Origin of the sequence: Methanobacterium sp., from assembly GCA_039666455.1 — an archaeon.
In the GTDB taxonomy this organism is placed as follows: Archaea; Methanobacteriota; Methanobacteria; order Methanobacteriales; family Methanobacteriaceae; genus Methanobacterium_D.
Map to the genome: position 1 here is coordinate 1 of JAVSLW010000004.1, position 12,055 is coordinate 12,055.

The window sequence follows — 12,055 nt, forward strand, 5'->3', positions numbered from 1 at the left end:
CTTTCGAAGGAGCATCCACAAAAAAACATTCATGACACAGCGCAATGTTATAAAATATTTTACCGCTGTCTGGCTTGTATTCTTTCATTCCACGGAGCATGTTTATTAAAACAGATTTTCCAGCACCGCTTCTACCTAAAATACCAAGTACAGTGCCTTCATTTATGATGATATTCAAATTTTTTAAAACATCTACGCCTTTGAAAGTTTTAGTGACATTTTCCAATTCTATAAAAGACATGCAATCACCTTCGAAACTATAATTTGCAATATGAATATGATTTAAGGACTTAATTTTTCAGAGTTTATTCTGGAAAGATCAAATGGTATCTTTCCATTCATTGCTGCCCTTGCTATTGAGATTCCATCTGCACCAGCAGAGACCATTTTTCGTGCAGATTCCAGGTCACAGATAGAATTGTTACCTATTAAAAATATTTCAGTGTTTTTTTTGATCGATTTTATTAAATCATAATCTGCATAATCGTATCCGGGTTTCATGGCATCTACGTGCAGAAAATCCGATCCCGCTTCCTGAATGACCTTTGAAATTTCTATATCGTCGACATTTTTAATATTTGCCCTGATCTTGACTGATACTTTGCTTTCTGCACTTTTAACTACTTTTTTTGTATAATCATATAAGATTTCAGGTTCATATAGAAGCGCCTGTCCACAGCCTATATCAGTTATTTCTGCCTGTCTGCAGTGTGCATTAATCTCCACCACGTCGATTTCAGGTAGTTTTGATATTTTAACTATATTTTCCGGAGATGTAGAACGCAGATTTGCAGATACACTACCATTCCATGATTTTTTGATTAAAGCTGCCTCTTTTTTGATGGCTGAGATTATATTTTCTTCCTTTATATCAAATTCTGGCCTTCCTCTTTGAATAATTCTCTGGCCGGCGGCTATTGTTTCTTTATCTAAGTTGTAGCCGCCTATCGTCACTATATCAAAGCCCTGACCTGCTATTTTTTTGCAGAAATTTCCATCTGTTATTCCAGCCATTGGTGCTAAAACTTTAATTGATTTCACTCCTTCATTACATGGACAAGATCGTAAGTGAAACCTCCCCTTATCTCTTCAAGAGCAAGGTCTGCTAAATTAGCAGCTTTTTCAGCAGTAGGAGCCTTTCCCACCCCTGCCTTAAGTGCTATGTTAGTTTCATCTTCAATTTCTTCAATTATCTTTAAAATTCCCTCTGGCTTCAGCCCATTACATGGTGACATGAAATTATCCCCGCCTATGAAAAATAAAAGCGATCCTTTTTTAATTAGCTTTTTCATTAAAAAGTGTTGGACTCTATTTACAATAAAAGAAGTATCATAAGCTGGAATAATATCAGTTAAGGAATCTGTGATTCCGTTTATATCAATATGGGCAATTTGAACAGAACTGTCCTCTTTATTCACCAGACCATCTATCGCCAGAATTTCAGTTCTATCTTCTGATTGTGCCCCGCCGTAGTTTTGTAATGCTGATGTGGCTTTTCTTTGAGCTTCATAGGGAGTTTCAGCTGTCCCCACACCCATACTCACAGTTATAGGGTATCTGTTACCAATTGACTTTTGAATTCTTAAATGGTCTTCCACATCCACCCCGTTAGTGATTGCAAGCATGTTATCAAAACGAGTAAAGAAAACAAGTCCGCCTCCTGCAGCGAATTGTCTTTGCAGATCAGCATAAAGTTCAGCCTGTAAAATTTGAAGGTCTGCTTCAGCCCTTGGAGCGGGTGTAACAGTCCATGGACCGTAATTATCAATTTGAATTAAAGTCATCTGTATCATACAATTTCACCAAAAATACAACTTGCTAAATTTACCTTATCATTGATGGTCTTCATGTTTGTATTTGTTACCCTGACCTCTGATATTAGTTTTTCTATTTCTTCCCTGGATTCAATATCCTCAACATCTATAATAAAACTGTCTAAAAATTTATGGTAAAGCGCTGCAACTCCCCTGCTTGACACTTCAATACCCCTTGCATTCATGAACTTTCCTGCAGGCCCGCTTACAGGTTTTTCGCCAATAATAGGTGAAACTGCAACAACATAAACGTTTTTAAGCGCTTTTGTAATTCCTTTCATTGAAATTATAGGACCTATAGATGTTACAGGATTTGATGGCCCTATTATTACCATGTCTGAAGATTCAATGGTATTGATTAAATCTTCTGAAGGTTCCACCTCATTAAATATAACATCCAGAACTTCTGGCATCCCCCTTTTTTCAACCAGAAATTTGTGGAAACTCATTTCTCCTTCATCTGTTATGATCCTGATATATGACTCCTCATTGCTCATGGGAATGATCCTTGATTTAATGCCTAAATTTTTTCTTTGAATATCCACAACCTGAGAGAGAGGATATTTCTTCATCAGCATTGTTTTTTGAATTTTTATGGCCCGATCTCTGTCTCCAATTCTTAATATTTCATCTTGCCCGATTTTTTTTAATGTTTCATGGGTTATAAATGTATCATCCTTGATACCATACCATGTATCCTCATTAATAATTCCTGCAAGGGTATACATCACCGTGTCTATGTCCGGAGCTATATAGTTTCCGGATATATATGTATTTTCCACAGTATTTACAATTATGTTTAAGTCACAAGGATCAACTATTTTCACAATTCCCTGAATTAACTTTGGAGTTCCAGTCCCTCCAGAAAGTACTGATATCATTTAACCATCTTTTATATTTTTTCATCGGAATACATCATATTTTTCAGGCCTTATCAAATCTTTAGAGGTTGCATTATTATTTTTTAGCTTTGAAACGTAACTGACCCCTCTTATTATAACAACAGGAATTCCTTCATCAGCCTGGCCCATTAAAATAGATGCTGCTGCTGCTAATTCATCTGCAACTGCAATATTTGTAGTTTGAAGTTTCCTTCCGTATAAATCTTTTTCTCCTTTCCTATTCCACAGTGGATCCATGCCAGATATTCCAACAGCAGTTCCAATAGCACCCTCTCTAAATGCTCTCCCTTGAGTATCAGATATTATAACAACGACTTCTTTTCCAGTCTCTTCTTCTATTTTTTTCCTTATAATTTCGGCACTTTTATCTGGATTATCTGGAATTGGAGTTGCAATTCCATTTTCCGCATTTGATTCGTCTATTCCTGCATTTGCACATACAAATCCATGTTTTGTTTCAGAAATTATAAAATCAGGACCCACTGCTATTATCTTATTTGACTGGAGGATAATAGCCTCCACAAGTTCAGGTTCCTTTCCAGTTTTTTTTGCAATGGACAATGCTTTTAAACTGGGTTCAATGGATCCAAGGTTAATTTTGTTTCCTTCTGCCTTGGATATTACTGTTTCTGCAACAACGATGATATCTGCATCCTGAACTTCAATACTTTCCACTGTCATGGCATTTAATATCAATGCGGCAATATCATCCCCTTCATCCACAAGAGGAATGTTTTCAATTCCAATAACCCTTATTTCCATTTATTCACAATCCCTGGTCTTGAAACTTAAAGGAAGTCTTAATATTTATGACAGTTATATTGAACTGATTTCCCATTTTTTATCTGCAAATGCAGCCACTGAAGTTACAGGGTTTGTGAATTCCCTAAATTTTCCGCCATCATATATGAATCTGGCAGCGTCTTCTGCATCACTGCATATAAATTCAACGAAATTAGGTCGTGTATGCTCATATGTTGAAATATAGCAGGCTTCGTCTGGTTTAACTTTTTCCACTATTAAATCTTCGGGAGTAACTATTCCTATATATGAATCCCCGCCTAATGTTGTGGCTCCTGCAATTCTGGGGGTGTTGAAATCATCTTTTTCATAGTCCATGGCAAGTAATGTTAAAGCGATTGAATCACGGATATTCATTCCTGAAGCTATTTTTCCGGCGATTATATCTGTATGGGATCCATTTGAGACAACTGCAACATCATCAACTATTTTTATACAATTATAAGCAATATAAGGGTTTTTAAAAACATCTCTCTCGTGTCCTTCTTCAGGTAGTATTGCTGCCCTATCTTCAAATGTTTTTACCATTCTGTTTGGAAAAGACCTGCTTGAAACTCTGTAGGCAACGAAATTCCCCATCTTAGTACTTCCCACTGCTAATATTCTTCCAAGATACATTTTTTCACCTTAATACTATGCTGAAGCCCTTACTGCCCTGTCTACAGGGAATCCTGAAGGTATAGTTATAATAATCTCCCCATTTTTAGGCCGTATTATCATCTCACCCTCATCAATCACAGTTGTATGAACTGCAATCGCACCATTCCTTATATGAGTAGACATGTCTATTCCATTAACTGTTACCTTTTTTAGACCTGCAACCGGGATTAAATAATACTCAGATGGGCCACTGCTTTGCTGATCGACTTGAGGCTTTCCAGAAACCGACTGGGTTTGATCCGCAGCCCCAAAGCTGCTTGTAACCATTAAAAATATGAGAATAGTAAAAACAACATCAATGAATGGAACCATGTTAAAACGGGGATTACTACCTCTTAATTTATTTCTATACTTGTTAACGTCAATGCTCATTGGATTACATCCTTTATGGGGCTTAAATTACTGCATCAGCTTGCTTTCCACGATTTCTGCTCTGGTATTGCATTTTTCAAGTATAATGTTGGGAATACTTTTTTCAAGCATGCTGGGTTTGAAGCCTACCATTACATTTGCATCTTCATCTTCAATTTCTTTAACTTTAACAATTCCTTCAGATTCCCTGAGCGCCTCCACAGCAAGTTCTGGATCTACAGCAACTTTTATTCTCATTACTGCAGACATCCAGTTGGTCATTTTCTTTGCGATTTCTATTTTATCAATTTCATCCTCTATTCTATTTGTTATGTTTGAATGAAGAGGTAATAAAACTATTGCCACTGTAAGTCCGGCTATTGTAGTAATTAAAGCTATGTAAATACCTTCAGCCATTGCTGTAGGATTAGCGTCCACCCCCAGCGCTTTAAAGGTGTACCACATACCAAGAACAGTTCCAATTAACCCCAGTAAAGGAGCAATTTCAATTATCATTTTAATTGTACCCATACCTCTGGTCATTCTTCCCATTTCCACAATGAAAACACGTTCCATTGCATCTTCAACTTCTGTTTTGTTTCTGTATCCAATTTTTAAAGCTTCAGAAATAATTTTTGAAATTGGATTTTGATACTTTCCTATTGAACGCAGCGCTTCAAGAGATCCTCCTTTTTCCATAGCTTCCTTAACCGTTCCCATAATAAAAGGTGGAGATACCTCAGATATCTTACGTAAATATAATATTTTCTCTACTGACGCTAAAAAGCCGTATAAACCTATAATAGTGATTATATAAGTTATAATCCCTCCACTTTTAAACATTTCCAGTATAGTATTAAAGGCAGCGCTAAAAAACTCGAAAATCATTATATCCAATCTTCTCTAATTTTTATGTTTTAAGTATTTCAGTTATGATGCTGATTACTTTTCCTTTTTCTTTACGGTGGCCCATGATTTTCTGACAAAATCAGGTAATTTTTCATAGGAATATCTCTTTAAAAATGCAATTGTTTCAGGATCGCTTGGATATCCTGATCCTATATCTCTGTACTTTTTTTTCAATTTTTCAATTTCCATGTCGCGTTCAACCTTGGCAATAATAGAAGCTGCTGCAACGATTGTATATTTATCCTCGGCTTTATGCTCAGCTATGACTTTAAGGCCTTCTCTAAAATTTTCCATTTCATCGCAAAATCTCTGGGGCTTGATATCCAGACAATCTATATAAGCTACATCAGGATCTGCCGCTGCAATGACCTTTTTAATGGCTATTTTTTCAATTTCGTTCAGATTAATACCTTTAGCTCTCAAATTATCAATGTCTTTAGCCTGTATGGATATTATATGGCATTCTGCTATTCTTTTTATTCTTCTTGCCATTACCTTCCGTTTTCCAGGAGTTAACCGTTTAGAATCCTTTAACTGGAGTTTTTCTATCTTTTCCAGTTCTTCTTCTCGGGCTGCAACTCCTCCTACAACAAGTGGCCCTATTACTGGCCCTCTTCCAGCCTCATCTATTCCTATTACTTTCATGTTTATTATTTCATCGCTTTTAAACGCACTTCTGGTTCAAGTGCTCTTGGCTCTGCAGCTACAATGGCAGCCCCTTTAGCTACTACAGTCATAGGATCGTCTGAAATTTCAACAGGAATGCCTACTTCGTTGTAGATCCTTTCTTTTAGTCCTCTAAGTTGTGATGTCCCACCAACAACTACTGTTTCTCTGTAAACCCCTGATATGAGTTCTGGAGACATTCGCTCAAGTATAACTGCAAGTGCTTCAATGAGTTTTGCAACAACAGGTTCAGCAGCATCTGCAACAAGTTTTGAATCAATTTCTACCTCTTTAGGTTTGTTGGTTTCCATATCTTTTCCAATAACTGTAGTTTTTTCGATTTCAGAGCCTGCATCTGAATTAACCATCCCTACTTCTATTTTAGCTTTTTCAGCTTCATGAATTCCTATTTCAACCCTGTACATTTCCTTTACCTTATCTACGATGTTTTCATCAATATTATCTCCACCAAGCCTTACTGTTTCAATATCTGTAATTCCACCAAGGGAAATAACCACGATATCACTTGATCCTGCACCGACGTCAATTACCATGGTACCTGATGCTTCTGCAATTGGTAATCCTGCACCTATAGCTGCTGCAAGCCCTTCACTTATAACTAAAACATAACTGGCCCCTGCTTTTCTACCAATTTCTTCGACGGCGTTCTTTTCAACCTCTGATGCATCTCCGGGAATACCTATAACAATCCTATCAATATGATCCATGGACTCTCCTGCCCCTTTATCCATTGCATAGATGAGAAGTGCTTCTGCCTGAGCTACATTTTCTATCACTCCCTTTCTAAGCGGTCTTACAGCTATAATATCTTCAGGAGTTCTTCCAAGCATGGATTTTGCGTCGTTACCCACTGCAAGTACATAAGATGTGTCTTCTTTTTTTACAGCTACTACAGATGGTATTTTATAAAGATCAAATTTATCTCCTGATGGTTTTGCAACAACAGTATTAAGTGTACCTAAATCAATTCCCAGTGTATTGGCCATTCCTTCCTTCCTTATTTCCTCTTCTTTTTTTCTTCCAAAAAGACTCATTTTATTCCTCCTTTAAAATATCTTTAAATTTGATAGCAAATACCTTATTAATTTTAGCTATTTCTTTAATTTTCTCAGCGTGTTCTTCCTCAGTTGATAGTAAAACTGTCGATAATGCAACATCTGCAATTTTAAATAATGGGTCAGCTATATCTCGAAGGAATTTAGGCATCCATCGAGTTATATAAACATCAGATTCTATAAATCCTGTTGTTTTATCTTCTAAAAGAAACGAAGCCTTAACTGTGTTTTTTTCAATGTCACCTAAAAATTTTTTAATATTATCTTCTGGCCCTACAACCAGCATTAAATTAGATTCTTCTTTAACATAATATGGGGCTATTTTAAGGTATGCCCCTCCATTTTCTTTGGATATGAAACTCAGATCTCTTATCTTCCCTGTTTCCCCATATACCATTATAAAATCAAATTTTTTAGTTACAAATGATTCCCTTGAGGTTATATGCTCCCTGAAAAGTATTTTAACCCTATCTTTATTTAGTATAGCTTCATAGGCAATATTATTAACCATTTCTTCATTGCCTGCTATAACACACCATATTTTGTCTGAGTCCTGCATTGTGGATACTTTTGCAGCCTGTCTTAAAGTTTTAATTTTATTTTCAATCATGCGCTACCACGTCTTTTTCATGGTAATCCATTATTTTTTAGTTCAAATGATAGTATGAATAAATTTTTTGGAATCCATTAATTAGTTACATTGTACTCTATGAAATAGTAATGCATAGAAAATTTATAACCCTTCCATATTATTATGGTACTATAAGATGAATGCTTATATAAACTTTTATAATTGATAAAAAAGTAAATCAAATACATGAATTTGATTGAAAAAGTAATAAAAAATAATTAAATAAACATTTTAATAAAATGATATTTAAAAACTTTTGTTTTCGCTATGATCAAATTTTTATGCAATATTAACATCTATAAATACTTTTCATCGTATTAATTATAATATACAGCAAAGATATAAAGACTCCTTAAATAACAAAACTCATTATCATTCCAATTTATATACCGTGATTAAATATACTGTGATTCAAATGTTCGTTAAAGGAACCTTAAAAAAGGCAGGGGTACTCTTAACTTTAGCAGTTTTACCATTCTTGTTTGGATATTTCTTCTTGAGTTTCATTATTTTTTCAATCGTTGCACTTACAATGCAGTTTTTTAGAGATCCAGGAAGAAACGTACCTGAAGGAAAAGGAGTTATAGTGGCTCCAGCAGATGGGAGAATATTAAAGGGACAGATCGATAAGATTGAAATAGTTGAATATGATGATCCTCTAATGAAACACATTTTAGAGGAAGGAAAAAAAGGAATTCGCGTAAGTACATTTATGTCTCCCTTTGATGTCCATGTAAATAGAATTCCAGTTTCAGGAAAAGTTGTAGATGCCATATACTGTCCCGGGAAATTTAAAATTGCAAAAGGAGATATTGAAAAGGAAAATGAGAAGAATCTGGTGGTGATAGATTCTGAATTTGGTAAATTCGGCGTTATTCAAATTGCAGGATTTGTAGCAAGACGTATAGTTCAATATGTAAATGTAGGAAACGAGGTAAAGATTGGGGAGCGTTTAGGAATGATTAGATTTGGATCCAGGGTAGACCTGATACTACCATATGAAAACTGCAAATTAATGGTTGAAGAAGGAGATAAAGCCACAGCAGCAGAAACTATAATTGCAAAAATGGTAAATTAATGATCATTTTAAAAATAAGCAAAAGTTGACGTTTTTAAGTTTTATATAACCAATTTAAGCCATCTAATTTGACCTTTTAATTTAGAACAATTCTGCATAAGTATATTTATACCAGTTTTCAATGATTAATCGTGAGTAAAACATGAATATCAAATCTTACACCTCTATTGCAGATTTAGTTTCAATTGCAAATGCATCTTCAGGATTTTTATCAATAATAATGATAACAATGGATAGTTATGCACTTGCCGCCAAATTTATGTTACTTGCAGTTATTTTTGATGCAATGGATGGCTGGGTTGCTAGAAAATTAAAAAGAGAAGATGAATGTGGTTTTGGAAAAAATATTGATTCTCTCTCAGATATTATATCATTTGGAGTAGCTCCAGGAATGCTTTTGTACTCAACAGGCACTTCTTTTGGAATATTCCACATCAGCATCATAGTTGCACTCATGATAGTGATTTGCGGCATATTGAGACTTTCCAGATTCAATGTAATCACAGATTCAGCGAATGAAAGGTTTATTGGGTTACCCATTCCCTCAACTGCCCTGATACTTGGATCCTTTTATCTTTCTGGATTTTTTAGAAGCGACCTGGCACTTATTATCATGATTGTGGTTTCACTGTTAATGATCAGTACAGTAGAATATCCAAAATTTGGGAGTATTAAAACATTGGCTGCAGGGAGCATATTAATTATTGCAACACTTTTACCCCCAAGCATTTCAGCAATTGTGACATATTTTTCCGCAAAGCTTTTATTTACCATTATGCTACTATACTTATTGGCAGTACCAGTTATAGATTTATACATCAGATTCCTGAGAAGTGGTCCACATGTTAGATAAAATAAGAGGAAGAAAGGATAAAGAAAATAAAAATACTCCTGATCTTCGCGGAAACAATAAAAAGAAGAGTAGTTCAGATATAGGAGGGCGTCTTAGGGGCATGGTAAGCAGAGTATCCGGGGAAAAGGGGATCCAGAAAAAAGATGAAAAACCATCTCCTCCCCAAAAAAAGATACCAAGACCTATGCCAAAGCCTGTGGTTAAACCAGAAGAAAGACCAAGACTTAAACCTCCCCTAAAAAAGCCGGAGCGTAAAAAACCTGAAAAGAAGATTATGGGTGGTTTTGGAAAGAGGATTCCAGACGACGATCAAAGAACACTTGTAGGTGCAGCAGTTTTTGCCATTATACTTATCGTACTTGTCGGAGCAGGTTATTATTTTTTAGTTTATGCACCATATCAGGATGCTCTTGGAAACGCCAAGCAAACAAAGATCAATGAAGTAAACACCTATTTCACAGGACCTTTAGCAACAGATCCCCGAGGAATAGACATTAGACTTCAAATAGATGCTGCAGAAACACCAGAACAGGCTCTTGCTGTTGATGTACTTGGCCCTGCAACACAGGCCTGGAGAGAATATCAAACACAACAAATTGAAGCTCAAAAAGACCCCTATGGTAGAGTTATGATAGTTTATTCTGCAAGTGCTCAAAAAAATATAATACTGAAAGTTGCAGATGCCCAGAAATTAGTAAACGAAGCAGATGCCAGCGTTCTATCCAGGATGCAGATAAAAACCCCTGACACTGTAGCTATCCCACTGATCATTTCAAGGTTACAGGCTGCAGGCGGCCTTATTAATGTTGGAAACTCGGTTGATGTATATTTAATGAATGCAACAGCAAACCAAACAGGTTTAAATAACACTCCAAACATAAGCGGGGCCACTGTACTTGCAATTCTAAGAGCCAGGGACAGCGGTGTGGTTGCAGCTAATAGATCACGTGCCCAGAACATTGCAATTAATCAGTTGATTCAGAGCAGTTCACGCAGTGAATCAGCAGCAAGTGACGTTGAACAGTTACTAAGAGCTGCTGCTTCCAGAGATTGGGATGAAGGCCAGGTAAGATCCACATTAGATGCTTATGGCTGGAGACTATCAGACTTTGAAAGGGCTTCAAATCTCGGACAACTCGATGCACAGTACCTAATATTACTTGAAGTTCCAAGAGAAAACGCAATATTCCTTATACAAAATATGAACAGTGTGATATTCACAGTTCCAACACAACAAGCTCCTGACTGGATGATAAAAGAACTTAGAGCAATATATGGATAAACTGAAAAAGATTAGGAACGTTAAAATAGGAACGTTAAAAAGTTAGGAATGGTGAAACCATATTAAAAGAGGGATAGTATGAATTTAAATAAGACATGTATTGTGCTGATAATTATAGCAGCATTTGCAGGCATAGCTTGTGGGAATATAACAAATAACAATGTAGTGTATGGTGCGGAAACCTGGATTAAAGCAAATCAAACAAGCGTGGGTTTAAGTGGACTTACAGCCACCATTCATGTCCGTATAAAAAATAATAAAGATCATGTGCAGTATTTCAAGATAAGTCAGGTGTATACTGGTAGTCTTGTTGATAATTCTACGATAAGATGGGTTATTGATTGGACAGACCCTGCTGCAAGCAAAATGATAGATGCAGTTAGTCCAGAATTAGGTGGAGATTATGGGTGGAAAATTAATCCCGGAGAAACAAAAGAGGTAACTTTCAAAGTAAATGCCGTTGGAGGGATGGGAGAAATATCCTCTTATATAAAAAATGCCGGTGCTGTGGACAACATTTACTGGCCATTAATACCCGATCCTGGCTTAATGGCATCATGGTTCCAGCCGGGTGAAATAGAGGTGCTTAACCCAGATTTAGATCTAAAATCATGGAAAGGTACATTTACATTTCTCCTAACTAACCATGATTCAAGAACAGTTTCAGGAATAATAAGAGCCCCAATAGTACCTGTAGACTCAAAACTTACATACAGTAACCCTAAAGCAACATTTGCAGATAAAGACCTGGTAATGAATGGTAGAATCGCAGCATGGGATGTTACAATTGGTGCAGGTGCTTCAGAATGGTTTACCTACACCTATGAATGGCCTTCACTCCCTTCTTCCCCACCAGGTCCATTATCAGGAACTGGAAAAGCAACTTCTTCAGTACCAGAAACCAGTGCTTCATCCACTCCAACAGTGCCAACCAGAGAAACAGGACTTCCATATGCTTTATTTGTAATTGGCGGAGTACTGGCTGCAGGAGGGTTAATTTACGCCAGGTTCATAAGATAGGCAAACAGCCAG

General features: G+C 36.2%; 15 protein-coding genes. 4 read left to right on the forward strand and 11 right to left on the reverse strand.

The window, feature by feature from the left end; all coding sequences use genetic code 11:
* From PQ963_00700 to PQ963_00750, 11 genes are all read right to left on the reverse strand, one after another.
* Positions 1 to 241: ATP-binding cassette domain-containing protein (locus PQ963_00700; GenBank protein ID MEN4028190.1), on the reverse strand; the 241-nt coding region annotated here is incomplete at its 3' end.
* Positions 242 to 282: 41 nt separating this feature from the next.
* Complete coding sequence (locus PQ963_00705; GenBank protein ID MEN4028191.1) at positions 283 to 1,014, reverse strand: tRNA-dihydrouridine synthase; 732 nt, start codon at positions 1,012 to 1,014, stop codon at positions 283 to 285.
* Positions 1,015 to 1,037: 23 nt separating this feature from the next.
* Positions 1,038 to 1,793: a GTP cyclohydrolase IIa gene (locus PQ963_00710; GenBank protein ID MEN4028192.1), complete on the reverse strand. Its 756-nt coding sequence runs from the start codon at positions 1,791 to 1,793 to the stop codon at positions 1,038 to 1,040.
* The gene (gene cofD, locus PQ963_00715; GenBank protein MEN4028193.1) at positions 1,790 to 2,695 is read right to left on the reverse strand and encodes a 2-phospho-L-lactate transferase; all 906 of its coding nucleotides are present in this window, start codon (positions 2,693 to 2,695) and stop codon (positions 1,790 to 1,792) included. Before cofD ends, PQ963_00710 begins: the two co-directional genes overlap by 4 nt.
* Positions 2,696 to 2,716: 21 nt before the next feature.
* Entirely contained in the window at positions 2,717 to 3,478 is a 762-nt protein-coding gene (locus PQ963_00720) for a coenzyme F420-0:L-glutamate ligase (protein ID MEN4028194.1), read from the reverse strand.
* 54 nt (positions 3,479 to 3,532) lie between these two features.
* Positions 3,533 to 4,135, reverse strand: a complete 603-nt coding sequence (locus PQ963_00725) for an IMP cyclohydrolase (GenBank protein MEN4028195.1) — start codon at positions 4,133 to 4,135, stop codon at positions 3,533 to 3,535.
* A 15-nt stretch (positions 4,136 to 4,150) separates the two neighbouring features.
* Positions 4,151 to 4,549 carry a biopolymer transporter ExbD gene (locus tag PQ963_00730; GenBank protein ID MEN4028196.1) on the reverse strand — a complete coding sequence of 133 codons (399 nt, stop codon included), beginning with the start codon at positions 4,547 to 4,549 and terminating at the stop codon, positions 4,151 to 4,153.
* A gap of 27 nt (positions 4,550 to 4,576) precedes the next feature.
* Positions 4,577 to 5,416 carry a MotA/TolQ/ExbB proton channel family protein gene (locus tag PQ963_00735; protein ID MEN4028197.1) on the reverse strand — a complete coding sequence of 280 codons (840 nt, stop codon included), beginning with the start codon at positions 5,414 to 5,416 and terminating at the stop codon, positions 4,577 to 4,579.
* Positions 5,417 to 5,470: 54 nt separating this feature from the next.
* The gene (gene rnhB / locus PQ963_00740) at positions 5,471 to 6,082 is read right to left on the reverse strand and encodes a ribonuclease HII (GenBank protein ID MEN4028198.1); all 612 of its coding nucleotides are present in this window, start codon (positions 6,080 to 6,082) and stop codon (positions 5,471 to 5,473) included.
* 5 nt (positions 6,083 to 6,087) lie between these two features.
* Positions 6,088 to 7,158 carry a rod shape-determining protein gene (locus PQ963_00745; protein ID MEN4028199.1) on the reverse strand — a complete coding sequence of 357 codons (1,071 nt, stop codon included), beginning with the start codon at positions 7,156 to 7,158 and terminating at the stop codon, positions 6,088 to 6,090.
* Between the two features lies 1 nt (position 7,159).
* The gene (locus tag PQ963_00750) at positions 7,160 to 7,789 is read right to left on the reverse strand and encodes a hypothetical protein (protein MEN4028200.1); all 630 of its coding nucleotides are present in this window, start codon (positions 7,787 to 7,789) and stop codon (positions 7,160 to 7,162) included.
* Positions 7,790 to 8,225: 436 nt separating this feature from the next.
* Between PQ963_00750 and PQ963_00755 the strand changes: the two genes are divergently transcribed.
* The 4 genes from PQ963_00755 to PQ963_00770 all read left to right on the forward strand — a co-directional run bounded on the left by PQ963_00755 (position 8,226) and on the right by PQ963_00770 (position 12,043).
* On the forward strand, positions 8,226 to 8,888 hold the full coding sequence (locus PQ963_00755) for a phosphatidylserine decarboxylase (protein MEN4028201.1): 663 nt from the start codon (positions 8,226 to 8,228) through the stop codon (positions 8,886 to 8,888).
* A gap of 142 nt (positions 8,889 to 9,030) precedes the next feature.
* Positions 9,031 to 9,741, forward strand: a complete 711-nt coding sequence (locus PQ963_00760; protein ID MEN4028202.1) for an archaetidylserine synthase — start codon at positions 9,031 to 9,033, stop codon at positions 9,739 to 9,741.
* A complete protein-coding gene (locus PQ963_00765) occupies positions 9,731 to 11,023 on the forward strand; it encodes a DUF515 domain-containing protein (GenBank protein MEN4028203.1) in 1,293 nt (430 codons plus the stop codon). Before PQ963_00760 ends, PQ963_00765 begins: the two co-directional genes overlap by 11 nt.
* 78 nt (positions 11,024 to 11,101) lie before the next feature.
* On the forward strand, positions 11,102 to 12,043 hold the full coding sequence (locus PQ963_00770; protein ID MEN4028204.1) for a hypothetical protein: 942 nt from the start codon (positions 11,102 to 11,104) through the stop codon (positions 12,041 to 12,043).
* Positions 12,044 to 12,055 lie beyond the last annotated feature (12 nt).